Source organism: Pseudomonas paraversuta (assembly GCF_904063065.1).
GTDB classification, from domain to species: domain Bacteria; phylum Pseudomonadota; class Gammaproteobacteria; order Pseudomonadales; family Pseudomonadaceae; genus Aquipseudomonas; species Aquipseudomonas paraversuta.
In genome coordinates, this window is sequence record NZ_CAJFCL010000004.1 from 443,393 (window position 1) to 467,509 (window position 24,117).

At 58.8% G+C, this 24,117-nt stretch carries 24 protein-coding genes and 1 other RNA gene; 12 read left to right on the forward strand and 13 right to left on the reverse strand.

Features of this window, described 5'->3' with window-relative positions; translation table 11 throughout:
• The first annotated feature begins 52 nt into the window (after positions 1 to 52).
• Both JQ845_RS10885 and JQ845_RS10890 read left to right on the forward strand, forming a co-directional pair.
• Positions 53 to 367: a DUF2388 domain-containing protein gene (locus tag JQ845_RS10885; RefSeq protein ID WP_003438359.1), complete on the forward strand. Its 315-nt coding sequence runs from the start codon at positions 53 to 55 to the stop codon at positions 365 to 367.
• A gap of 189 nt (positions 368 to 556) precedes the next feature.
• A complete protein-coding gene (locus JQ845_RS10890; RefSeq protein ID WP_060781842.1) occupies positions 557 to 1,699 on the forward strand; it encodes a DegT/DnrJ/EryC1/StrS family aminotransferase in 1,143 nt (380 codons plus the stop codon).
• Positions 1,700 to 1,794: 95 nt separating this feature from the next.
• Here JQ845_RS10890 and gcvH read toward each other — a convergent pair whose 3' ends face one another.
• The 8 genes from gcvH to JQ845_RS10930 all read right to left on the reverse strand — a co-directional run bounded on the left by gcvH (position 1,795) and on the right by JQ845_RS10930 (position 10,778).
• Positions 1,795 to 2,178: a glycine cleavage system protein GcvH gene (gene gcvH / locus JQ845_RS10895; RefSeq protein ID WP_003438354.1), complete on the reverse strand. Its 384-nt coding sequence runs from the start codon at positions 2,176 to 2,178 to the stop codon at positions 1,795 to 1,797.
• Positions 2,179 to 2,240: 62 nt separating this feature from the next.
• The gene (gene gcvT, locus JQ845_RS10900) at positions 2,241 to 3,323 is read right to left on the reverse strand and encodes a glycine cleavage system aminomethyltransferase GcvT (protein ID WP_203008985.1); all 1,083 of its coding nucleotides are present in this window, start codon (positions 3,321 to 3,323) and stop codon (positions 2,241 to 2,243) included.
• A 156-nt stretch (positions 3,324 to 3,479) separates the two neighbouring features.
• A complete protein-coding gene (locus JQ845_RS10905; RefSeq protein ID WP_010656870.1) occupies positions 3,480 to 5,096 on the reverse strand; it encodes an ABC transporter permease in 1,617 nt (538 codons plus the stop codon).
• A 147-nt stretch (positions 5,097 to 5,243) separates the two neighbouring features.
• Positions 5,244 to 6,245 carry an extracellular solute-binding protein gene (locus JQ845_RS10910; RefSeq protein ID WP_010656871.1) on the reverse strand — a complete coding sequence of 334 codons (1,002 nt, stop codon included), beginning with the start codon at positions 6,243 to 6,245 and terminating at the stop codon, positions 5,244 to 5,246.
• Positions 6,246 to 6,364: 119 nt separating this feature from the next.
• Entirely contained in the window at positions 6,365 to 7,582 is a 1,218-nt protein-coding gene (locus tag JQ845_RS10915) for a 2-octaprenyl-3-methyl-6-methoxy-1,4-benzoquinol hydroxylase (RefSeq protein ID WP_203009003.1), read from the reverse strand.
• Positions 7,583 to 7,666: 84 nt separating this feature from the next.
• Positions 7,667 to 8,854 carry a 2-octaprenyl-6-methoxyphenyl hydroxylase gene (gene ubiH / locus JQ845_RS10920; protein ID WP_010656873.1) on the reverse strand — a complete coding sequence of 396 codons (1,188 nt, stop codon included), beginning with the start codon at positions 8,852 to 8,854 and terminating at the stop codon, positions 7,667 to 7,669.
• Positions 8,851 to 10,185: a Xaa-Pro aminopeptidase gene (pepP, locus tag JQ845_RS10925; protein ID WP_203008986.1), complete on the reverse strand. Its 1,335-nt coding sequence runs from the start codon at positions 10,183 to 10,185 to the stop codon at positions 8,851 to 8,853. Before pepP ends, ubiH begins: the two co-directional genes overlap by 4 nt.
• A gap of 29 nt (positions 10,186 to 10,214) precedes the next feature.
• Positions 10,215 to 10,778: a YecA/YgfB family protein gene (locus JQ845_RS10930; RefSeq protein WP_003438334.1), complete on the reverse strand. Its 564-nt coding sequence runs from the start codon at positions 10,776 to 10,778 to the stop codon at positions 10,215 to 10,217.
• A gap of 134 nt (positions 10,779 to 10,912) precedes the next feature.
• Here JQ845_RS10930 and JQ845_RS10935 point away from each other — a divergent pair, with 134 nt between their 5' ends.
• The 4 genes from JQ845_RS10935 to JQ845_RS10950 all read left to right on the forward strand — a co-directional run bounded on the left by JQ845_RS10935 (position 10,913) and on the right by JQ845_RS10950 (position 12,327).
• Positions 10,913 to 11,122: a TIGR02449 family protein gene (locus tag JQ845_RS10935; protein ID WP_003438332.1), complete on the forward strand. Its 210-nt coding sequence runs from the start codon at positions 10,913 to 10,915 to the stop codon at positions 11,120 to 11,122.
• On the forward strand, positions 11,119 to 11,436 hold the full coding sequence (locus JQ845_RS10940; protein ID WP_003438329.1) for a cell division protein ZapA: 318 nt from the start codon (positions 11,119 to 11,121) through the stop codon (positions 11,434 to 11,436). Before JQ845_RS10935 ends, JQ845_RS10940 begins: the two co-directional genes overlap by 4 nt.
• A gap of 31 nt (positions 11,437 to 11,467) precedes the next feature.
• Positions 11,468 to 11,645: non-coding RNA, 6S RNA (gene ssrS / locus JQ845_RS10945), on the forward strand.
• 82 nt (positions 11,646 to 11,727) lie between these two features.
• Complete coding sequence (locus JQ845_RS10950) at positions 11,728 to 12,327, forward strand: 5-formyltetrahydrofolate cyclo-ligase (RefSeq protein ID WP_010656874.1); 600 nt, start codon at positions 11,728 to 11,730, stop codon at positions 12,325 to 12,327.
• A 36-nt stretch (positions 12,328 to 12,363) separates the two neighbouring features.
• Here the strand turns inward: JQ845_RS10950 and JQ845_RS10955 are convergent, their stop codons facing one another.
• Positions 12,364 to 12,513 (reverse strand): hypothetical protein, encoded by a 150-nt coding sequence (locus tag JQ845_RS10955; RefSeq protein ID WP_003438323.1) that lies wholly within the window; start codon positions 12,511 to 12,513, stop codon positions 12,364 to 12,366.
• A gap of 196 nt (positions 12,514 to 12,709) precedes the next feature.
• On the opposite strand from JQ845_RS10955, the gene JQ845_RS10960 reads away from it, so the two are divergent.
• The 4 genes from JQ845_RS10960 (at position 12,710) to JQ845_RS10975 (ending at position 18,118) form a co-directional block, all read left to right on the forward strand.
• On the forward strand, positions 12,710 to 13,159 hold the full coding sequence (locus tag JQ845_RS10960; protein ID WP_003438320.1) for an EVE domain-containing protein: 450 nt from the start codon (positions 12,710 to 12,712) through the stop codon (positions 13,157 to 13,159).
• Between the two features lie 146 nt (positions 13,160 to 13,305).
• Entirely contained in the window at positions 13,306 to 14,271 is a 966-nt protein-coding gene (locus JQ845_RS10965; protein WP_003438317.1) for an HlyD family secretion protein, read from the forward strand.
• Complete coding sequence (rbbA, locus tag JQ845_RS10970) at positions 14,268 to 17,000, forward strand: ribosome-associated ATPase/putative transporter RbbA (RefSeq protein ID WP_003438315.1); 2,733 nt, start codon at positions 14,268 to 14,270, stop codon at positions 16,998 to 17,000. Before JQ845_RS10965 ends, rbbA begins: the two co-directional genes overlap by 4 nt.
• On the forward strand, positions 17,000 to 18,118 hold the full coding sequence (locus tag JQ845_RS10975) for an ABC transporter permease (protein WP_010656875.1): 1,119 nt from the start codon (positions 17,000 to 17,002) through the stop codon (positions 18,116 to 18,118). The genes rbbA and JQ845_RS10975 overlap by 1 nt, the downstream gene beginning before the upstream one ends.
• 43 nt (positions 18,119 to 18,161) lie before the next feature.
• Here JQ845_RS10975 and JQ845_RS10980 read toward each other — a convergent pair whose 3' ends face one another.
• Positions 18,162 to 18,566 (reverse strand): flagellar basal body-associated protein FliL, encoded by a 405-nt coding sequence (locus JQ845_RS10980; protein ID WP_203008987.1) that lies wholly within the window; start codon positions 18,564 to 18,566, stop codon positions 18,162 to 18,164.
• Positions 18,567 to 18,928: 362 nt separating this feature from the next.
• Here JQ845_RS10980 and glpT point away from each other — a divergent pair, with 362 nt between their 5' ends.
• Complete coding sequence (glpT, locus tag JQ845_RS10985; RefSeq protein ID WP_003438307.1) at positions 18,929 to 20,278, forward strand: glycerol-3-phosphate transporter; 1,350 nt, start codon at positions 18,929 to 18,931, stop codon at positions 20,276 to 20,278.
• Here the strand turns inward: glpT and JQ845_RS10990 are convergent.
• Complete coding sequence (locus JQ845_RS10990; protein WP_003438305.1) at positions 20,275 to 20,919, reverse strand: gamma-glutamylcyclotransferase; 645 nt, start codon at positions 20,917 to 20,919, stop codon at positions 20,275 to 20,277. The two genes, glpT and JQ845_RS10990, sit on opposite strands and share 4 nt — an antisense overlap.
• Positions 20,920 to 21,167: 248 nt before the next feature.
• On the opposite strand from JQ845_RS10990, the gene JQ845_RS10995 reads away from it, so the two are divergent.
• Entirely contained in the window at positions 21,168 to 21,617 is a 450-nt protein-coding gene (locus JQ845_RS10995) for a hypothetical protein (protein WP_010656878.1), read from the forward strand.
• 52 nt (positions 21,618 to 21,669) lie between these two features.
• Here the strand turns inward: JQ845_RS10995 and JQ845_RS11000 are convergent, their stop codons facing one another.
• Both JQ845_RS11000 and ubiD read right to left on the reverse strand, forming a co-directional pair.
• A complete protein-coding gene (locus JQ845_RS11000; protein WP_003438302.1) occupies positions 21,670 to 22,638 on the reverse strand; it encodes a CDP-6-deoxy-delta-3,4-glucoseen reductase in 969 nt (322 codons plus the stop codon).
• A complete protein-coding gene (gene ubiD / locus JQ845_RS11005) occupies positions 22,638 to 24,104 on the reverse strand; it encodes a 4-hydroxy-3-polyprenylbenzoate decarboxylase (protein ID WP_003438295.1) in 1,467 nt (488 codons plus the stop codon). The genes JQ845_RS11000 and ubiD overlap by 1 nt, the downstream gene beginning before the upstream one ends.
• Positions 24,105 to 24,117 lie beyond the last annotated feature (13 nt).

Genomic DNA, 24,117 nt, shown 5'->3' on the forward strand with positions numbered 1-24,117 from the left:
CGGCCGTTAACTAGAATCAAAGTTGGTAATTAACCTATTCGGAGTCACTGTCATGCGTCTCAAATATGCTGTTGCCGCGATCGCCCTGCTGTCCCTTCCTGTTGGTTCTGCAATGGCCGACACTTTTTGGCGCAATGTGCTGTCTTCCGGCGCGACCACCGGCTCCACCTACCTGACCTTCAAAAAAGACCGCAAAGTAATCGCCGCCCAGGATGACGCCGGGAGCTTTGTTGCCAGCAACGGTTCGATCCGCGGCCCTTATCTGGAATCCGCCATGCAGCAAGTGCGTGCCGATAACCCGCAACTGAAAGTCAGTGACATGGATCTGGCCAACGCCATCCTGGCGAAAAACGCGACTGTCGAGTAACGCCTCTAGCCACTGGCGCTGGTTGCCATGGAATTGCTGGGCCGCTGCTCCTGGCGGCCCTGAAGACCAGGCACCCGGGCCAGCAGCTCAGGACTGGTCATTCAGCCCCTAGACAGAAATTTCACCCGATGTGAGCCATGCTATGGGTATGCTTTGCCCACCCAAACTCACATCGGACGTATTGCTTCCATGAGCTCACTGCCTTTCCTGCCGTTTTCCAAACCCACCATTGATGAAGCCACCATTGCTGCGGTTGGCGACGTGCTGCGCTCAGGCTGGATCACCAGCGGGCCCAAGGTTCAGGCTTTCGAAGCACAGCTGTCCGAGTACTTTGGCGGTCGCCCGGTGCGTACCTTCAACTCCGGCACCTGCACCATGGAAATCGCTCTGCGCATCGCGGGTATCGGTGCCGGTGATGAAGTGATCACCACTTCTATTTCATGGGTCGCCACGGCCAATGTGATCCTCGAAGTAGGCGCCACACCGGTGTTCGCCGATATCGACCCGGTTACACGCAATATCGACCTGGCCCAGGTCGAGGCCGCCATCACCCCGCGTACCAAGGCCATCATTCCGGTGTATTTGTCGGGCTTGCCGGTGGACATGGACGCGTTGTACGCGCTGGCCAAAAAATACAACCTGCGCGTAGTCGAAGATGCCGCCCAGGCTCTGGGCTCCAGCTGGAACGGGCAACGCATCGGCGCACGCGGCGATTTCGTTTCTTTCAGTTTTCAGGCCAACAAAAACATCACCTCGTCCGAAGGCGGGTGTCTGGTGCTGAACAATGAAGAAGAAGCGCGGCTGGCCGAGAAATATCGCCTGCAAGGGGTTACTCGTACCGGTTTCGACGGTCTGGATGTCGACGTGCTTGGTGGCAAGTTCAACATGACCGATATTGCAGCGGCTATTGGCCTGGGCCAGTTTGCCCATATCGAAGCCATTACCGCCCACCGCCGGCAATTGGCAAAACATTACTTCGAATGTTTTGGCCCTGACTTTGAAGCCGAATACGGCGCGCAACTGCCGGTGGCTGACTTCAACAATACCAACTGGCATTTGTTCCAGCTGGTGCTGGCGGAGCGCAAAGATGGCGAACCTGCCCGTGCCAGCTTCATGAAAGACATGCAGGCACTGGGCGTCGGCGTCGGCTATCACTACCCGCCGATTCATTTGCTGAGTTTGTATCGTGCGCAAGGCTTCAAGGAGGGGATGTTGCCGATTGCCGAGCGCGTGGGCCGGCTGATCGTGTCGCTACCGATGTTTACCGCCATGACCAAGGCCGATGTGGAACGCTCTGTAGCGGCGGTTAAAGCGGTGTTGAAAGACGCTTGAGTATTTAGAACAACTGCAGGAGCGAGCTTGCCTTGCGCTCTTTTGATCTTCTGAAAGATCGCGAGCAAGGACGCTCCCACAGGAACAGGCCGGGGTTACTCGCCGATTGCGGCTTTGTAACCGGCAGCATCCAGCAGCTTTTCCAGTTCCGCGGTGTTGCTTGGCTTGAGCTTGAAGATCCAGCTGGCGTAGGGTTCGCTGTTCAGCGACTCAGGGCTATCGGCCAGTGCTTCGTTAACGGCAATGACTTCGCCCGACACCGGCGAGTAGATATCCGAAGCAGCTTTTACCGACTCCACGACTCCCGCAGTATCACCGGCGGCAAACACTTTGCCGACTTCGGCCAGCTCAACAAACACCACATCCCCCAAGGCTTCCTGAGCGTGATCGCTGATGCCGACAGTAACCGTACCATCAGCTTCCAGACGGGCCCACTCATGACTTTCAGCAAAGCGCAGGTCAGCAGGGATATCGCTCATATTCAGTGTCCTCAAGAAGAAATTTCAGCGGCTCACACAGCGTGTTTGCCCGCCAGTAAACATTAGATCAAGGCTTTGCCAAGACGCACAAAAGTCGGTTTAACCACGCGAACCGGATACCACTTACCACGAATTTCGACCTCGGCACGATCGGCCGTTGCCACTGGAACCCGTGCCAAGGCAATCGATTTGCTCAGCGTAGGAGAGAAACTACCACTGGTTATCTCTCCTTCGCCAACATCAGCGATACGAACCACCTGATGAGCCCGCAGGACACCCCGCTCTTCGAGTACCAGACCCACCAGTTTGAGCTTCACTCCGCAGGCCTTTTCGGCCTCCAGCGCTTCGCGGCCAATGAATTTTCGCGAGGACGGTTCCCACGCGATGGTCCAGGCCATGTTGGCGGAAAGTGGCGAGACAGACAGATGAATATCCTGTCCGTAGAGGTTCATGCCGGCTTCAAGACGCAAGGTATCGCGAGCGCCCAGGCCAATAGGCGAGATACCGGCGCCCACCAGGTCGTTAAAGAAAGCCGGGGCCTGATCGGCCGGAAGCAGAATTTCCAGACCGTCTTCGCCGGTATAGCCGGTGCGCGCGATAAACCAGTCACCACAGCTCTGCCCTTCGAAGGGCTTGAGTTGCTGGATCAACTGGCTGCGGGCCTGATTCACCAGCTCGGCCACCTTATGCCGGGCCTGAGGTCCCTGAATTGCCAGCAAAGCCAGTTCGGAACGCTCGTGCAGCTCAACGGCATAGCCTTGAGCCTGAGCCGCCATCCAGGCCAGATCCTGATCACGGGTAGCGGCGTTGACAATAAGCCGATAGCCGTCGGGCATGAGGTAGACAATCATGTCGTCGACCACACCGCCCTGCTCATTGAGCATGGCGCTGTAAAGAGCACGGCCGGGCGTGTTCAGACGTTCGACATCGTTGGCCAATAAATGCTGGAGCCATTCCTTGGCCTGATTACCGGTGACGTCAATCACGGTCATATGCGAGACATCAAAAACTCCACAGTCGCGGCGCACCTCATGGTGTTCCTCGACTTGCGAGCCGTAATGCAAGGGCATATCCCAACCGCCAAAATCGACCATCTTCGCGCCAAGGGCGAGATGCAGGTCATACAGAGGCGTACGCTGTCCCATGGGTTTCTCCTTCCGGGCTTGGCGAAGGTGCGGACAGGCTTGTTTTGGGCCCCAGCCCTCTTAAAGAGGGCTTGATGCGTTTAACAGAGAACCTGGCCTGACAGACAGACCGCACCGAATGCCGCGCATTGTATCCACATGGGGAGGGACTGGCACCTAACCGATTCGATGTGCCGAGCGACGGATCAGCCCGATGACCGGCAATAAACCGACCAGCACCAACGTCAGCGCCGGTAACGAGGCCCGCGCCCACTCACCTTCACTGGTCATCTCAAAGATCCGAACCGCCAGCGTGTCCCACCCGAACGGGCGCATCAGCAAGGTAGCAGGCATCTCTTTGAGCACATCGACAAATACCAGCAGCGCAGCACTCAGGGTGCCCGGCAGCAATAACGGCAGATACACTTTGATAAACAGTCGCGGGCCACTCACTCCCAGACTGCGGGCCGCTTCCGGCAAAGAAGGCCGGATGCGCGCCAGGCTGTTTTCCAGCGGGCCGTAAGCCACAGCAATAAAGCGCACCAGATATGCCAGCAGCAAGGCCGACAGGCTGCCCAGCAAGAGCGGCTTGCCTGCTCCTCCGAGCCAGCCTGATACCGGGATCACCAGTTCACGATCCAGATAGCTGAAAGCCAGCATGATCGATACCGCCAGCACCGATCCCGGCAATGCATAGCCCAGGTTCGCCAGACTGACCCCGGCGCGGATAGCCGGAGTGGGCGCCTGTCGTCGGGCAAACGCCAGCACCAGCGCCACGCTGACGGTGATCAGGGCGGCCATGGCGCCCAGATACAGGGTGTGCAGAATCAGGCCGGTATAACGCTCATCAAGATCAAAGCGCCCGCGCTGCCAGAACCACACCACCAATTGCAGCATCGGGATCACGAAAGCGCAGGCGAACACCAGCAAGCACCAGCTGCTGGCCAGCCACGCCTTGGCCCCCCGCAAGTGATACAAGGCCTTGACCCGGGGCCGCTCGTTACTGGCGCGGCTGGCACCCCGGGCCCGGCGTTCGCCATAGAGCACGAGCATCACCACCAGCAGCAGCAAACTGGCCAGTTGCGCAGCGGTGGACAGGCTGAAAAAGCCGTACCAGGTTTTGTAGATGGCCGTGGTAAAGGTATCGAAGTTGAACACCGACACGGCGCCGAAATCGGCCAGGGTCTCCATCAGTGCCAGCGCCACCCCCGCACCAATTGCCGGGCGTGCCATTGGCAGCGCCACACGCCAGAACGCCTGCCACGGACTCTGGCCCAACACCCGGGCCGCTTCCATCAGGCCTTTGCCCTGAGCGAGGAATGCGCTGCGCGCCAACAAGTAAACGTAGGGGTAGAACACCAGAATCAGCACGATAATCACGCCGCCGGTGGAGCGCACCCTTGGCAGCCGCAGGCCCATGCCGAACCATTCCCGCAGCAGGGTTTGCACCGGACCGGCAAAGTCCAGCAGGCCGACAAAAACAAATGCCAGCACATAGGCAGGAATCGCGAACGGCAGCATCAGCGCCCAGTCCAGCCAGCGCCTGCCGGGGAACTCGCACAGGCTGGTTAACCACGCCAGGCTCACGCCCAGCAGCGTCACGCCTATGCCGACCCCCACAATCAGGGTGAGGGTGTTGCCCAGCAGGCGCGGCATCTGCGTATCCCACAGGTGGCTCCAGATCTGTGCATCAATGCTTTGCCAGGACAACAGCAGAACGCTCAGCGGCAACAGCACCAGAGCGGCAATGACAAAAACCAGTGGATACCAGCGACGTTGGGCAGGATGGGCCACGAAAAACTCTCGGAAGTTGTTTGGAAGTACCGATAACAAATATGGGAGCGGGCTTGCTGGCGATAGCCTCAGCCCGGTCTCCTACAGAAACCACGCTGATGCTATCGCGGGCAAGCCCGCTCCCACAGGTAAAACTTCAGTTTTTTATCAGTTCCAGCCAGCACGATCCATCATGCGGATAGCTTCTGCCTGGCGCTTGCCTGCGACTTCAACCGGCAGTTCATCGGCCTTGAAGTTACCCCAGCTGGCCACTTCGGCTGAAGGTGCAACAGTCGGGTTGGCCGGGAATTCCTGGTTAGTCCCGGCAAAAATCGCCTGGGCTTCAGGGGTGGTCATCCACTCCACCAACGCCTTGGCCGCTTCAGGATGCGGAGCGTATTTGGTCAGGCCAATACCCGACAGGTTGACGTGAACGCCGCGGTCCGCCTGGTTCGGCCAGAACAGTTTCACCGCCAGATCCGGCTTCTGCTTGTGCAGACGGCCATAGTAGTAAGTGTTGACGATGCCGACGTCGCACTGCCCGGCGTTGATCGCCTCCAGCACTGCGATGTCATCCGAGAACACATCGGTAGACAGGTTATTCACCCAGCCCTTGAGGATTTCTTCAGTTTTCTGCGGGCCATTCACTTCGATCATGGTGGCGGTCAGCGACTGGTTATAAACCTTCTTGGCGGTGCGCAGGCACAGGCGGCCTTCCCACTTTTTGTCCGCCAGGGCTTCGTAAGTCGACAGTTCTTCAGGTTTGACCCGGTCAGAGGCGTAGGCAATGGTTCGCGCACGCAAACTCAAGCCTGTCCACTCGTGGGAGGAAGAGCGGTATTGAGGCGGGATATTTTTATCGATCACGTCAGATTTGAGCGGCTGCAAAATGCCCATTTGCTCGGCCTGCCACAGGTTGCCGGCATCCACAGTCAGCAACAGGTCAGCAGTAGCGTTCTGCCCTTCGGCCTTGATGCGCTGCATCAGCGGCGCTTCCTTGTCGGTGATGAACTTGACCTTGACTCCGGTTTTGGCGGTGTAGGCGTCAAATACCGGCTTGATCAGCTCGTCGATGCGCGAGGAGTAGACCACCACTTCATCGGCAGCAAAGGCGCTGCTCCCGAAAACAGTAAGGGCCAGGGCAGTCAGTAGACGCTTGGGTACCAACATGGAGGGCGGTCTCTCTTAATGCGAATCGGGCGTAAATGGTAGTGAATCACATTTGCCATCTCAACCTAACTCGCCCTAGAGCCGTTACCAGATGTTGCAAGAAACGCCTTCTGCAGGTCTCAGGCTTTGGCCAGCGGCGGCAAGTCGCCGGTCAGGCCCAGCGCCTGACGCACAAACAGCGCTTTGGCTTCGGGCATTTGATTGACCCATTTCAACCCGCTGTTACGCAGCAAGCGGGCAGTCAACGAATCTGACTGGAACAGGCGCTCAAAACCTTCCATCGCCGCCATCAACGCCAGGTTGTGCGGCATGCGGCGGCGCTCGAAACGGCTCAGTACCCGCACATCCGCCAGCCGTTCACCACGATCCACCCCGTGCAACAGCACATCTGCCAGCACCGCTGCATCGAGGAAGCCCAGATTCACCCCCTGCCCGGCCAGGGGGTGGATGGTGTGTGCCGCATCGCCGATCAATGCCAGGCCTTCGGCCACATAACGCTTGGCGTGACGCTGGCGCAGAGACACGCAGACCCGCGGGTCTGCACTCACAACGTTGCCCAGCCGGCCTTCGAAGGCCAGCTCCAGCTCGCGGCAGAACCCCTCGTCATCCAGCGCCATCAGGTGCGCGGCCTGCTCAGGGATGGTCGACCAGACTATTGAGCACCAATCCTGCTGGCCATCACGCTGCAGTGGCAAAAACGCCAGTGGCCCGTGATCGGTAAAACGCTGCCAGGCGGTCTGCTGATGGGGTTCTGCGCACCGCACGCTGGTGACGATGGCGTGATGCTGGTAATCCCACTCACGGGTCTCACAGCCGGTCAGGCGGCGCACAGCCGAGTTGGCACCGTCGGCGGCAATCACTACCGGTGCCCGCAGGGTGCGTCCATCGGCCAGGGTCAGCAGCCAGTCGTCAGCGGAACGACGCATTTGCTCCAGCCGTGCATTGGCCAGCAGTTGGATATCCGTGGCTTGCAGGCACTCCAGCAGCGCATCCTGGATCACCCGGTTTTCAACGATATGGCCCAGCACCTCGGCATGCACACTGGCCGCCGAGAAGTGGATCTGCCCCGTGCCGCTGCCATCCCACACGTGCATGTGCGAATACGGACTGGCACGCCGCCGGGCAATCCCGTCCCAGGCTCCCAGGCGTTGCAGGATGCGCTGACTGGCGGCCGACAAGGCACTGACCCTGGGTTCAAACGGGGCCTGCGGGCTGAACGGTTTGACATCCAGCGGGCTGCCATCGAGCAGCAGAATTTTCAGTCCGCTGTCCTTGAGCGCCAGTGCCAAAGCACTACCGACCATTCCGGCCCCGACAATCAGCAGATCTGCGCGCATTTCCATGCTTTAAGCCTGTCTCGCTAGCGGCATACGCCGCACTTGAAAAATGGTCCGACACGGGGCATGCCCCGGCCGTCATTATTAACTGTCGGCGCGGGTGCCCAGCCCCATCGCCTGGCGGGCAAACCAGCGTTTGGCCGGCGGCAACAAATCGAGGCCGAGCAAGCCAAGATTGCGCCCCAGCGATACCAATGGCTGCTCACTACCGAAAACCCGTGTTACCTGGTCCGAGAAACCAATTGTCAGTTGCTGGTCGAGTTTTTGCCGCTGTTGATAACTCAGCAGCGTGGCAAAATCACCGGGCTTTTTGTCGCTCGCCAACAAGGCGTCGGCCAATGCCTGCGCATCGCGCAAGGACAGGTTGAAACCCTGGCCGGCAATCGGGTGCAGGCTGTGAGCCGCGTTGCCCAGAATAGTCAGGTGCGGGCGTACCTGCTCTTCGGCTTCGACCAGCGAAAGCGGGTACAAATGCCGTGCGCCGACCTGCTTGAGGGTGCCCAGGCGGTAGCCGAATACAGCCTGCAACTCGCTGAGGAAGCTGCGCTCATCCAGTGCCGCCAGGCGCCGGGCATCCATCCCCAGACGGGTCCATACCAGCGCACAACGGTTGTCGGGCAATGGCAGCAAGGCCATCGGACCTTCATCGGTGAAACGCTCGAACGCCATTCCGGCGTGGGGCTGGCTCGGGGTGATGTTGGCAATTAGCGCACTTTGATCGTATGGCCGCTTGCGCACATGAATCCCCAACTGCTCGCGCAAGCCCGAGCGACCGCCATCGGCCAGCACTGCCAGGTCGCAGTCGAGCGTGGTTTCGTCATTGAGCGTCAAGCGGTAGCCATCTTCGAGCGGCTGCATGTGGATAACTTCAGCCGGGCAACGCCAGCTGATCACGTCCGGGTCCAGACTTTTCCACAGGCTTTGGCCGAGCCAGGTGTTTTCGACCACATACCCGAGCGCCGGAACCCCTTCTTCGCTGGACGACAAACGAGCCGTGGAAAAACGCCCGCGATCGGACACGTGAATGTCCTTGATCGGCTCGGCACGCTCGGCAATGGCTTGCCAAAGCCCCATCCGCTCGTAGATTTGCCGCGCACCATAACTAAGCGCCGACGAGCGGGCATCGTAGCTCGGCTGATAACTGTTGCCGGGAGCAAACGGCTCGATCAATACGATTTTCCAGCCCCGGGCCTTGGCCCCGGCCTGCAGCGCCAAGGCAAGACTGGCACCGACCAGTCCGCCACCGATGATCGCCAGACTGACCCGGTTCATACCGCGCCCGCTCGTGCTGCAGCCATCAAGGCTTCGATATCCGCGACGGTTTTCGGCACGTCGCCGGTCAAGACTTCACAGCCCTGTTTGGTGACCACTACGTCGTCCTCAATGCGCACCCCGATGCCACGCCATTTTTTGGCGACATTCAGATTATTCGGGCTGATGTAGATGCCGGGCTCAACCGTCAGGGTCATGCCGACTTCCAGCACGCGCCATTCACCGCCCACCTTGTATTCACCCACGTCATGCACATCGAGCCCCAGCCAGTGGCCAGCGCGATGCATGTAAAAGGGTTTATAGGCTTCGCTGGCGATCAGTTGATCCACATCGCCCTGCAACAGGCCCAGTTCAACCAGCCCCGCCGTGATCACCTGAACCGTGGCTTCGTGGGCCTGGTTCCAGTGTTTGTCGGGCGCGATCTGGGCAAACGCGGCTTCCTGGGACGCCAGCACCAGTTCGTAAATGGCTTTTTGTTCAGGCGAGTACTTGCCGCCGACCGGGAATGTACGGCTGATATCACTGGCGTAGCAGTCGATCTCACACCCGGCATCGATCAATACCAGGTCGCCATCCTTGAGCAGGGCGTCATTTTCCTGGTAGTGCAGGATGCAGCTGTTATCGCCCGAGGCGACGATCGAGCCATAGGCTGGCATTTTTGCCCCGCTTTTACGGAATTCATAATCCAGTTCGGCCTCGAGGCTGTACTCATGCAAACCGGCACGGCTGGCCTGCATGGCGCGCACATGGGCGCGAGCCGAGATTTGCGCCGCATGGCGCATGACCTTGATCTCTGCCGCCGATTTATACAGGCGCATGTCATGCAGCAGATGATCCAGAGCAACGAATTCGTTGGGCGGCTGAGCACCGAGGTTCGCCTTGGAGCGGATCGTGTTGATCCACTCCATCAGGTTGCGATCAAAATCGGGGTTGCTGCCCATCGCCGAATACACCCGGTCACGGCCTTCAATCAGCCCCGGCAGGATGTCGTCAATGTCAGTGATGGGAAACGCATCGTCTGCGCCGAAGTCGCGGATCGCGCCTTCTTGCCCGGCCCGCAAGCCGTCCCACAGCTCACGCTCGGCATTGCGCTCGCGGCAAAACAGTACGTATTCACCGTGAGTCCGGCCCGGAATCAGGACAATCACCGCCTGGGGCTCTGGAAAGCCGCTCAGATACTGGAAATTGCTCTCCTGGCGGTAAACATGTTCGACATCGCGATTACGAATTGCCACTGGCGCAGCAGGAAGAATCGCAATGCTGTTGGGCTCCATCTGCGCCATGAGCGCCTTGCGGCGACGTGTGTATTCCGATTTCGGGATATGGATCATGGGCAGACGGGTTCCCTCTTGACGATCAATCAGTGCAGCGAAGGCTTGGCAGCCGCAGGCTCAGCAGTTTTTTTGGTTTCAGTGAACAGCAACAGCGGCGCGACGCGCAGGTATTCCATCACTTCCATGTAGTCGCTTTCGCCGTCTTCGGATTCTTCCAAGGCATCTTGCACCTGGGAAATGGCCGCCAGATCGTTCAGCACTTCTTTACCTTCAAGACTCAAGGCATTGTCACGGTAGTTCAGGCCGAAACCGGCCAGGAAACCCTGACACCACTCACCCAGGGCGATGGCGCGTTCAGTCAGCGGCGCATCATCGGTAGGCAACAGCAACACGACGGTCATGTCGTCGCCGGTCAGTTCGCCTTTAACCATTTCTTGCAAACCGATCAGGGCATTGCGTACGTTGTCACTGATTTCATTTTCGCTTTGGAACAGCTCTTTGGCATCCGCCAGCCAGCCGTCGTGGTCAAAGCCGGCGCCAGCAGCGCTGCGACCCAACAACAGGCCGTGCAGTTCTGCAGGCGAAACATTATGGCCGCTGGAGGTCAGCAGGGTGGCAAAGGCTTGATACGGGGAATTCTGAATAGGCATGGTCAGCTAGGCGCCAAGCGGCGCTATGTCTAGAATGGAGGCCTTGTATCCTAGCATCGGCAGACGTGCCAGACCATCGAGGCGTCAACTCGTTTGACGGTTACCATCCATCAGAAAATACACAGTAGGACACAATGGAAGACACCGACCTGCATGCACTGATGGCCAGGCTCGAGCTGCTGATCAGCCGCGTCGAGCAACTTAACCGTCAAAACGGACTCTTAGTAGCTCAGGAAAAAACTTGGCGCGAGGAACGCGCGCACCTCATTGAAAAAAACGAAATCGCCCGACACAAGGTGGAATCGATGATTTCGCGCCTCAAAGCCCTGGAGCAAGACTCATGAGTACTAGCAGCAGCGTCACCGTGCACATCCTCGATAAAGAATATTCGATCATGTGCCCCCAGGAAGAACGCACCAATCTGGTGAGTGCCGCCCGCTATCTGGATGGCAAAATGCGGGAAATCCGCAGCAGCGGCAAAGTTATTGGCGCCGACCGTATCGCCGTAATGGCCGCCCTGAATATCACCCACGATCTGTTGCACAGACAGGAAATCGCCGAAGTTCAGCCCAACGGCTCAACTCGCGAACAGGTGCGCGACCTGCTGGAGCGCGTCGATCTGGTGCTCGCCACTGATCCGAACGAACGTCAGAGCTGATTCAAAAGGTTTCTTTGGGGTATACTCGCGCCACTCCCTGGAGTATTCGCCAGTTAGCGATGTCCCTGAGCCGATTCGCACTACCCTGGAGCTTGCACGTTGGACCGGTGTGCATGTCCGCTCGACGGAAAGCCTTAAGGTCTACTGCAACTTCCACCTTGAACTTTCGGGTTCAAGGGCCAAGCCGACAGCGGTACGTCGGGGAGCCTGATTTCCAGCGCAATGCCGGCCATGAGCTGGCATTGCCTTTCACGAGCCAACCGTCCGGTGAACTCGATCTTGAACAGCACCATGACCGAACCTGCGACACGCCCGCAACTTCGACGACTGCTGCGCAAAGCCCGCCGCGAACTTTCGCCCTGCGAGCAACGCCAGGCTGCCCGCGGCCTGTACCGGCAACTGGCGCAACACCCGCTGTTTCGCCGCGCCAGACATATCTCGCTGTACCTTCCCACTGACGGTGAAATCGATCCGCGCCTGCTGCTGCGTGAAGCACAGCGTCGGGGCAAGATTACTTACCTGCCCGTGCTCAGCGCATGGCCACGAACCAAGATGGTGTTTCAGCGCGTTGCTCCCGGTGAAAAACTGATCCCCAATCGCTTTCGAATTCTCGAACCCCGAATCAACCGCGCACGCCAGCGCAAGGTCTGGGCACTGGACCTGGTGCTGTTGCCGCTGGTGGGGTTTGATCAAGCCGGGGGACGACTGGGCATGGGCGGCGGTTTTTATGACCGCAGCCTGGCCTATCTGGCCCGTCGCCAAAGCTGGCGCAAGCCGACACTGCTGGGGCTGGCCCACGAATGTCAGAAAGTAGAGAGTCTGGCCCAGGCCAGTTGGGATGTGCCGCTACAGGGTACGGTCTCGGACAAGCAGTGGTACGTTGCCCACTGACTGCCAGGGCGTCTCTGTCAAATTGACTGGAAGTGTCTAGCGCTTGAAAGGTTGTACCTGTTGCTGCGCCAGTTCCATCGAGGTGTCGGTCGAAGTTGACCAGAGGCTTTGCGCATAACCCGTTGTAACCACGCCCAAACCGAACAAAATAACCAAAATCCACAGTAAATCCGGTTTGCGTTTCATCGATTGCCCCCCTTCAGGCAAATCAACACGATGACAGCAACGGTTTTTGTTATAGGCCGTGCAGCAGCGTCAAGCTTAAAATCCCGGCATTCTGAGGCAACACGAACTGACACGCAAACGCTGGCGTCAACCGACTGTCGGTTTACAAATATCTTGCCAGACAAAATGACCAGGCAGCATTTGAGGAGCAGTGAAAATGGCCTATTGGTTGATGAAATCCGAGCCCGACGAGTTCTCTATCAAGGATTTGCAGAAGATTGGCGAAGCGCGCTGGGATGGCGTGCGTAACTATCAGGCGCGCAACTTTATACGGAGCATGAGCACCGGCGACGAGTTCTTCTTCTACCATTCCAGCTGCCCCGAGCCTGGGATTGCCGGGGTTGGCCGAATCGTCCAGTCCGCGTATCCGGACCCCACGGCCCTGGACCCCGAAAGCCACTATTTCGACCCCAAGGCCAGCGCCGAAAAAAACCCGTGGAGTGCATTGCAAGTGGCACACGTGCAAACCTTCCCCAGGGTCATCAAGCTCGACTACCTGAAACAACAAAGCGCGCTGGCCGAAATGCCACTGGTACAAAAAGGCAGCCGCCTCTCAGTCATGCCCGTAACTGCCGAGCAATGGGCAGTGGTACTGGGCCTGCTTTAGTAACACCCGGCTCCCGGGTTGAATCCGCCCCGGCTCCGGCAACATCCTGTATTAGCGTCTAGGCTCTCAACTTCCTTTGACTGGCATCAAGCCTGCGCGGCCTTGAAACAGTCAAACTAGAGCGCTCTGTGACACAGGATGTCGGCATGTCTAAGAATCACCGTCTTTCCCATTACTTCGTTATTCCTTTGGCAATATTGCTGATTGCCGCAGGCGGGTTCGGTTACTGGAAATCCCTGCACGACCGCCTCCCTGAAGGGATCAGCATGGGCAACGGTCGACTCGAGTCCACGGAAGTGCAGATCGCCGCGAAGATTCCGGGCCGCCTGGCCGAGGTTCTGGTCGATGAAGGTGATCACGTGACCAAGGGCCAGTTACTGGCCCGCATGGACACCCGCACCCTTGAAGCCACCCGCGCCCAAGCCCAGGCCGAAGTACAGCGCGCACGTGAGGCCCTGGCGGCCAATGAAGCCAACGTGCAATTGCGCCAAAGCGAAAAACTGCTGGCCAGTCAGGAGCTCAAACGCTTTCGCCAACTGTCCGAACGCGGTTTTGCCAGCGCCCAGCTGCTAGATCAGCAACAGGCAAAATTCAATACCAGCAACTCCGCGGTGGTTGCCGCACAGGCTCAAGTTGCCGCCGCCAAAGCCGCCATCGTGTCCAGCGAAGCGCACGTCGCGCAACTCACCAGTGAAATAGAAGACAGCAGCCTGCGTGCGCCAATCAACGGGGTGATCCAGTTGCGCCTGGCCGAGCCCGGCGAAGTGCTGGGCTCCGGTGGACGGGTATTCATGCTGATCGACCCGAGCGACCAGTACATGAATCTGTACTTGCCCGCCTCGGTGGTCGGCAAGCTGGCGGTTGGCGCTCAAGCCCGCATCGTGCTCGACGCCCTGCCCGATCAGCCACTGCCGGCAAAAATCTCCTTTGTCGCCGCCAAATCGCAGTTCACCCCCAAAGAAGTCGAAACCCGTGACGAGCGGCAAAAACTGGTGTTCCGGGTCAAGCTGCGCCTGACCGACCCGGCCGCCGTACCTCAAGCAAAACCGGGCATGCCGGGAGCCGGTTATGTTCGGACCAGCGACGTGAACTGGCCGGCTAACCTGCAATGAGCGACCTGGCGCTCAACGCCAGTGGCATCAGCCACAGGTACGGCAAACAACAAGCCCTGCTAGACATTGCCTTCAGCCTGCCAAAAGGCACGCGCTGCGGGCTGATTGGCCCGGATGGCGCGGGCAAGTCGAGCTTGCTGGGGCTGATTGCCGGGGTCAAAAAACTACAGCAAGGCTCACTGCAAGTGCTTGGCGGCCCCATTGACGACCGCCGCCATCGCAACACCCTGTATCCGCTGATTGCCTTTATGCCCCAGGGCCTGGGCGGCAATCTTTATCCCGAATTGTCGATCAGCGAGAACATCCGTTTTTTTGGCACTCTGTTTGGCTTGTCCAGAGATGACTGCGAACAGCGTATGGCGCAGTTGCTCAAGGCTACCGACCTTGAGCGCTTTGCCGAACGCCCCGCAGGCAAGCTGTCCGGCGGGATGAAGCAAAAGCTCGGGCTATGTTGCGCGCTGATCCACGAGCCGGACCTGCTGATCCTCGACGAACCCACCACCGGTGTCGACCCGCTGTCACGGCGACGTTTCTGGGAGCTGGTGGATGACGTACGCAGTCAACGCCCACAACTCACATTGCTGGTCGCTACGGCCTACATGGAAGAGGCCGAGCAATTCGAACACTGCCTGATGCTGGATCGCGGCAAGTTGATTGCGGCCGGATTGAGCCGGGAACTGGCAGCCGTCACCACTACCGGCAAGCTGGATGAAGCCTTTACCCACTACCAGGGCGACAGCGCTCATAACAATGAACCGCTGGTGATCCCGCCACGCACCAGCGACAACAGCGACATCGCCATTGAGGCCCACAACCTGACCCTCAAATTCGGCGACTTCACCGCGGTCAACAACGTCAGCTTTGCCATTGGCCGGGGCGAGATTTTCGGCTTTTTGGGCTCTAACGGCTGCGGCAAGACCACCACCATGAAAGTGCTGACCGGCCTGATGCCCGCCACTCAAGGCAGCGCCAGGCTGCTGGGTAATCCGGTTAACGCCAAAGACCTGGCCACCCGCAAGCGCGTAGGTTTCATGTCGCAGAGCTTCTCGCTGTACGGCGAATTGAGCGTACGCCAGAACCTGGTATTGCATGCCCAACTCTTCGACTTGCCCAAGGCGCAAAGCCAGACCCGGATCGAGGAGCTGATCCAGCGCTTCGACCTCGCAGAGGTTGCCGAGCAACAATCCGGCGAACTGCCATTAGGTCTGCGCCAGCGCTTGTCACTGGCTGTGGCGGTGTTGCATCGCCCCGAAGTGCTGATCCTCGATGAGCCCACCTCCGGCGTCGACCCCGCCGCGCGGGATGACTTCTGGCGCCTGTTGATCGAACTGTCCCGCGAGCAGGGGGTGACGATCTTTCTGTCCACCCACTTTATGAACGAGGCGCAACGCTGTGACCGGATTTCGCTGATGCACGCGGGCAAGGTACTGGCCTGCGACACCCCGGATGCGCTGCAAAAACAGTTCCACGGCGACACCCTGGAGGCGGCATTTGTCACCTGCCTGGAAGAAGCGCAAAACGATCCGGCCGCCAACGTGGCAACCCAAGCCGAGCCGCCACCGGCAGCTGCCGTGAATGCACCACCGCCACCGGGCAAAACCGGCTTCAGCATGGCCCGGCTGATTGCCGTCGCCAGCCGCGAATCCAAAGAATTACTGCGGGACAAGGTGCGCATGGCGTTCGCCCTGCTGGGCGCGGTGTTCATGATGGTCATTTTTGGCTACGGCATTTCCCTGGATGTGGAAAACCTCGCCTTCGCCGTGTACGACCAGGATCAAAGCCCCCAGAGCCGCGCCTACCTTGAAGCCTTTCGCAGTTCGCGTTATTTCGAGGAGCACGCGCCCATCCAGAGCGCAGACCAATTGCACGAACGCCTGCAGCGTTCCGAAATCAAGATCGCCCTGGAAATCCCGCCGGGCTTCGGTCGTGATCTTTACGCCGGACGCCAGCCCACCGTGGCCGCCTGGCTCGACGGCGGCATGCCGTTTCGGGCCGAAACCAGCCGCAACTATGTCGAAGCCGTACACTCGGCCAACCTTGAGCAACTGGCCGCACAAAGCAGCCTGGCGCAAAACAAGCAGGTAATGGCCAGGCTGGAAACCCGGTTCCGCTATAACCAGGACGTGATCAGCGTGAATGCCATCGGCCCCGGGGTGATGGCGCTGATTCTCGCGTTTATCCCGGCGATGCTCACGGCACTGGGCATCGTGCGGGAAAAAGAACTGGGCTCGATCACCAACTTTTACGCCACGCCACTGACCCGGCTGGAATTTCTGCTGGGCAAACAGGCTCCCTACCTGGCGGTGAGCCTGGTCAACCTGGCATTGCTGGTGGCGATGAACCGCTGGCTGTTCGGCGTGCCGTTTAAAGGCAGCGGACTCACACTGGCATTGGGCGGACTCTTGTATGTACTGGCCACCACCAGCATGGGCCTGCTGATCTCCGCATTCACCCGCACCCAGATCGCGGCAATCCTGGGCACCATGATCATCACCAGCCTGCCGACCATTCAGTTCTCCGGGCTGATCGTGCCGCGCTCCTCCCTCGACGGATCTGCGGCGCTGATGGGCATGCTGTTCCCGGCCGGACACTTTCTCGACATAGCCGTAGGCACCTTCACCAAAGCCCTGGACCTTCGCCAGCTGTGGCCGCAATGCCTGGCACTGCTGGGGTTCTTTGTCGTGTTCACCGGACTGAGCCTGATCATGCTCAAGAAGCAGGAGGTTTGATGCACAAGCTCTCGCACATCCTGCGCCTGGGTCTTAAAGAACTCACCAGCCTGCGTCACGACAGTGTCTTGCTCCTGTTTTTGCTCTATGCCTTCACCGTAGCTATCTATATGCCAGCGGCCGGCTCGATCATCGGCGTGCATAACGCCAGCGTGGCCATCGTCGATGAAGACCACAGCCAGTTATCGCGCAAACTGGCGGAGTCGCTGCTACCGCCCGAATTCCAGGCACCGCAGGACTTGCCTTACGATCAGCTGGACCAGTCGATGGACAGCGGCCGCTACACCTTTGTGATCAACCTGCCGGCCAACTTCCAGGCCGACTTGCTGGCCGGACGCGAACCGGGCGTACAGGTCAACGTTGATGCCACGGCCATGAGCCAGGCATTTATGGGGGCGGGGTATATCGGCCGGATCTTCCAGCGCGAACTGCTCAACTACACCGGGCAGGCCGATGCCGCGGCCAATACGCCGGCGCTGCTCAGCAGCCGCGCGTTGTTCAACCCCAACCTGGAGGGCGGCTGGTTTCTGGCGGTGATCCAGATCGTCAACAACATCACCATCCTGGCCATCGTCCTGACCGGCACTGCGCTGCTGCGCGAGCGTGAACACGGCACCCTCGACCACCTGCTGGTCCTGCCACTGACGGCACTGGAAATCATGCTCGCAAAAATCTGGAGCAATATGCTGGTGGTGGTGCTGTGTACCTGGATATCGCTGGAAGTCGTGGTGAAATGGGCCCTGGGCGTGCCGCTGGCGGGGTCGTTGACCCTGTTTTTACTGGTAACGGCACTTTACCTGTTTGCCAGTACCGCACTGGGAATCTTCCTCGCGACCCTGGCCCGCTCAACGCCGCAGTTCGGTTTGCTGGCGATCCCGGTGATCATTCCGATGCTCCTGCTATCGGGCGGGAGCACCCCGCTGGACAGCATGCCCGAATGGTTGCAATGGGTGATGCAGTGCTCGCCCTCGACGCACTTTGTGAGCCTGAGTGCGGCGATATTGTTTCGCGATGCGGGGGTAGAAGTGGTGTGGCCGGACCTGTTGGCACTGACCACTATTGGCCTGGTATTTTTCGCCATTGCCCTTGCGCGGTTTCGCAAGAGCCTGGCGTCTTAGTCATGGGACTGAACACATGCCTGCAGACGCCGGGCCCGGGCACTTACTGAACGATTAAATTGTTAAACAGCAAATCCTCGATCATCGGCTTACCGGTCTCTTCGAGCATCACCTGCTGAATCTGTTTCAAGGCCTCCTGGCGCAGCTTCTCCTTGGCTTCAACACTGCCCAGGCTTGCGCTGGTCTGCTGGGTAAACAAACCCACCAACTGATTACGAATCAACGGATCATTGGCTTTCACCGCCTTGGCCGCCTCGGCTCCGGACACGCGCAACGAAATGTCCGCCTTGTACACCTTGAGCCTGGAACTGCCATCGAGCCCGTAGTTACCCACGAACGGCGGGTTCAGGGTGACATAGCTGACCTTGGCAGCGCCCTCTTCGGCTTCTTCTGCAAGCGCCACCATCGGCCAGGACAGGGCCAGCATCAATAAAATCCACGCTTTCACAATTCGCTCCTTGGTACGGGTTGAAGAAGCAGCCGGGGCTGCTTGCACATCTATTTCTGGTTATCGGCCAGTTAGCGCAAAGCCGTAGGGCTCCGATCCTGGCGTGAGACAGATCCGAATAAACGGACAGACCTGCCCTTTAATTTTTTATCCACAGCCCGTTTCTCCAGGCCTGTGGACAGTTTGACCCGTTGCGTCTGCCAAGCGGGCTGTGGAAGGTTTCACCCCCGGGCAACAGGTTCACAAATGAAAGTGCTCTGTGGGATTTTTCCTATAACAGCAGAAAGTAAGGCCTGTCATTTTCAGTAACGAAAATGTAACGTTCGCGCTCGCTGATATAACAAGAAATTTGGAGCTCTTGAATGTTTGCTTTCTTTCGACCTGCCGCACACCAGGCGCCCCTGCCTGAAGAAAAAATCGACAGTACTTATCGACGTCTGCGCTGGCAGATTTTCGCGGGTATTTTCTTTGGCTACGCGGGTTATTACCTGCTGCGCAAAAACTTCTCGCTGGCCATGCCGTACCTGATTGACGAGGGTTACACCCGGGGTCAACTGGGTCTGGCCATGTCCGCGATTGCCATCGCTTATGGTTTGTCCAAGTTCCTCATGGGGCTGGTGTCCGACCGCTCCAACCCGCGCTTCTTCCTGCCCTTCGGCCTGCTGATTTCAGCAGGCGTGATGTTCATTTTCGGTTTCGCACCCTGGGCCACCTCCAGCGTCACCATGATGTTCATTTTGCTGTTTATCAACGGCTGGGCCCAGGGCATGGGCTGGCCGCCAAGCGGTCGGACCATGGTTCACTGGTGGTCGCAGAAAGAACGCGGCGGTGTAGTGTCAGTCTGGAATGTGGCGCACAACGTTGGCGGAGGCTTGATCGGGCCGCTGTTTTTGCTGGGTATGGCCTGGTTCAACGACTGGCACGCGGCATTCTATGTACCGGCTACCGTTGCCCTGCTGGTCGCGCTGTTTGCGTTTATCACCATGCGCGACACCCCGCAGTCCGTGGGCTTGCCACCGATCGAGCAATACAAGAATGATTACCCGGCCGGTTACGACTCCAGCCACGAAGACGAATTCAGCGCCAAAGAGATTTTCGTCAAATACGTGCTGCGTAACAAAATGCTGTGGTACATCGCCCTGGCTAACGTGTTCGTTTATTTGCTGCGCTACGGCGTCCTGGACTGGGCTCCGACTTACCTCAAGGAAGCCAAGCACTTCACCGTGGACACCACTTCGTGGGCGTACTTCTTCTATGAGTGGGCAGGTATTCCGGGCACGCTGCTGTGCGGCTGGATGTCAGACAAGATCTTCCGCGGCAATCGCGGCCTGACCGGCATTGTGTTCATGTCGCTGGTGACCGTCGCCACGCTGGTTTACTGGCTCAACCCGCCGGGTAACCCGAGCATTGACATGATCGCGCTGTTCTCCATCGGCTTCCTGATTTACGGCCCGGTGATGCTGATCGGCTTGCAGGCCCTGGAACTGGCGCCGAAGAAAGCAGCCGGTACTGCCGCAGGCTTTACCGGGCTGTTCGGCTACCTGGGCGGTTCGGTGGCAGCCAGTGCGGCCATGGGCTATCTGGTTGACCACTTCGGCTGGGATGGCGGCTTTGTACTGCTGATCAGCGCATGCCTGTTGGCGATTGCGTTCATGATCCCGACCCTGCGCCACAAGAATGTCGCCAGTGCCGAGCGGGCAACCGACGCTTAAGACAACGACATGCAACGCTTGAGCCGCGCCTCCAGATTCAGATCTGGCATGGCGTGGCTACGCAGGGCGCTTACGGTCTGCTCGACATAATCGCGAGTAGTGCCGTAACGCCCGTTGGCGTTGGCCAGTACTTGGCTGAGTACACCGTCCGACAGGTTGCCCGCATAGCTGGGTAGATGTCGCTCCAGCACAAACCCCAATGCCTGCACCTGACTGCCATCCTCCAGCCGGCAAGTGAGCCAGTGCGGCCGATAAGACGGCACCGGCATTTCACGCAGCCACAGGGCATAGAGCGAGGCATCGAGGTTGTCTTCAGGCAGCCGATAGGCAAAACCGCTGCACGAACCGCCCCGGTCCAGACCAAACACCAGCCCCGGCCATTGCGGCGTGCCACGATGTTCGTGGGACCACAGATACAGCCCGCGATGATAGCCATGCACCCGCCCGCGCTTGCGCTCGACCGCCGAACACTCGGGGCGCCAGATCAGTGAGCCATAGGCGAATAACCAGACGGGGCCGCCTTGATGACAGGCCATGGTGGCTTGCAAGGATTGCTGAAGTTGTTCTGGGGTCAACGGCGCCCCAAGATCGAGTCGCGGAGGGTAATCCGGGTTTAAACACACAGATTCAATTACAGTCATAACTAAGGCTTTTGGATCCTGCTCGCATTACATGATGTAAACGAAAGTAACGACCTGAATGGTATAGCACTAAAAAGCAAATGACTTGCAGGTCCGGACCTGTGGCAACCTAGAAAAACCGGCCTGGCTTATTACACTTGTGTAAGGCGCAGGTTCAGGTAACTGGCACCACAGATCTCTATAGTGTTGCGCCCCAATATAATGACAGAGGCCACCCTATGAGAAAGTCAGGAATCTGTTGCCTGTTTATGTTGGCTCATGCCAGCTTTGCGCTGGCCCAGGATGACACGCAGCAAAAAGACAAAGACTTCTGGTACGTGCAGACCAGTGTCTATACCAGACACTTTTCGCCAGACCCCGAGCACAATAACAATCAGGATCTGATCGGCCTGGAATATAACGACGCTTCAGGCTGGCTTGCGGGCGGAGCAACTTTTCGCAATTCATTTAGCCAGCGCTCTTATTACGCCTATGCCGGCAAACGCTTTGACAGTGAAAACTACCCGGTCTATTTAAAGCTGACCGGTGGCTTGCTGGAAGGCTATCACGGCGAGTATCAGGACAAGATCCCGCTCAATCGCTTCGGAGTTGCGCCGGTGATTATCCCCTCGGTCGGGGCCTATTACGGGCCCGTGGCGGCCGAGCTGGTGTTGCTCGGTTTCAATGCCGCCATGATCACCGCCGGACTGCGGATCTAAGGCTTAAAAACCTGCAGGAGCGAGCTGTTGGAAGCTCGCTCCTGCACAGATTTCAAGGGCGCGGGCAGTAGGCAAATACATCTGCGCGCATCTGGTGCGGGTCCATCCCGGCATTGACCAGTGCATCGAGGGTTCCATAGATCATCGCCGGGGAACCGCTGGCATAGACATGCACCGCCTTCAGATCGCTGATGTCTTCACACACGGCTTCATGCAACAGACCACAGCGGCCCTCCCAGCCACACAGGTCACTGACGACCTTGTGCAGGAACAGGTTGGGAATCTTCTGCCAGGCGTCCCATTCCTCCAGGGTGTAGAAGTCTTCAGGGCGACGCACCCCCCAATACAAATGCACCGGGTGCTGGAAGCCCTTCTCACGGCAATGCTCGATCAGGCTGTGCATTTGCGCCATGCCGGTACCGGCTGCGATCAGGACCAGCGGGCCGTCCGGCAACTCGGACAGGTGCGTGTCGCCAAAAGGCAGCTCAAGGCGGACCATCCTGTTGCGCTGCAACTGCTCGATCAGGCTGCGGGCGCTGTCTTCGCGCACCAGTACGTGCAGCTCAAGATCACGCCCGGAGTGCGGGGCACTGGCCAGGGAAAAAGCCGATTTCTCGCCATTTTCCCGCTCCAGCATCACGTACTGTCCTGCGTGATAACGCGGCGGTTTGCCCGCCGGCGCACGCAAACGTACGCGCCAGACATCGCCGCCCATATCGACACATTCAATCAACTGACACGCCAGGCTACGCACCGGTAACTCTCCCAACGCAAGCACCCCGTCCCACAACACCACGCAGTCTTCAAGCGGCGCTGCCAGGCAGGTATAAAATTCGCCGTGATCGCGGACTTCTCCCGCCTGCTCCACCTGGCCTTCAACCAGCAAGGCCGCACAGACATGACAATTACCATTGCGGCAACTTTGCGGGCATTCATAGCCCAGGCGTTGCGCCGCATTCAGAATCCGCTCTCCAGGCAAAGTTTCCAGCACCGCGCCTGAAGGCTGCAAGGTTACACGCATCAATCTATTCCTAATTGATTCCAGATGTCATCGATCCGGCGTGTGACCGCCTCATCCTTGACGATGACCCGACCCCATTCACGGGTGGTCTCACCCGGCCATTTGTTGGTTGCATCCAGCCCCATTTTCGAACCCAGACCGGAAACCGGCGAAGCGAAATCGAGGTAATCGATTGGAGTGTTGTCGATCATCACCGTGTCACGCTTGGGATCCATGCGCGTGGTAATGGCCCAGATCACGTCATTCCAGTCCCGGGCATTGATATCGTCGTCTGTCACGATAACGAACTTGGTGTACATGAACTGGCGCAAGAACGACCACACACCCAGCATGACGCGCTTGGCGTGGCCCGGATATTGTTTCTTCATGGTCACAATGGCCATGCGGTACGAACAACCCTCTGGCGGCAGATAGAAATCGGTGATTTCCGGGAACTGCTTTTGCAGAATCGGCACGAACACTTCATTGAGCGCCACACCTAAAATCGCTGGCTCATCCGGTGGCCGGCCAGTGTAAGTGCTGTGGTAGATCGGTTTGATCCGATGGGTGATGCGTTCAACGGTGAACACCGGGAAGCTGTCGACTTCGTTGTAGTAGCCGGTGTGGTCGCCGTAAGGACCTTCGGGGGCCATCTCGCCAGGGTGGATCACGCCTTCAAGGATGATTTCGGCAGTGGCAGGCACTTGCAGATCATTGCCACGGCACTTCACCAGCTCGGTGCGATTGCCCCGCAGCAAGCCTGCAAAGGCGTACTCGGACAGGCTGTCAGGCACCGGTGTTACGGCACCGAGGATGGTCGCCGGGTCTGCACCCAGGGCCACCGCTACCGGGAACGGCTGACCCGGGTGTTTCTCGCACCAGTCACGATAGTCCAGCGCGCCGCCACGATGGCTCAGCCAGCGCATGATGACTTTGTTGCGGCCAATGACCTGCTGGCGATAAATACCCAGATTTTGACGGTCCTTGTTCGGACCCTTGGTCACGGTCAGGCCCCAGGTAATCAGCGGCGCCACGTCGCCCGGCCAGCAATGCTGAACCGGCAGCATGGCAAGGTCGACATCGTCACCTTCAATGACCACTTCCTGACACACCGCGTCCTTGACGACTTTCGGGGCCATGGCAATGATCTTGCGAAAGATAGGGAGCTTGGACCACGCGTCTTTCAGACCTTTAGGCGGCTCAGGCTCTTTGAGGAAGGCCAGCAGCTTGCCAATTTCACGCAACTCGCTGACCGACTCGGCCCCCATGCCCATGGCCACGCGCTCAGGCGTGCCAAACAGGTTGCCGAGTACCGGGATCGTATGTCCTGTCGGGTTTTCGAATAGCAGCGCCGGGCCCTTGGCCCGCAGCGTGCGGTCGCAGATTTCTGTCATCTCCAGCACAGGAGACACGGGAATCTGGATGCGTTTCAACTCTCCGCGCTGCTCTAACTGCTGCACGAAATCCCGAAGATCCTTGAATTTCATTGACGTTGGCACC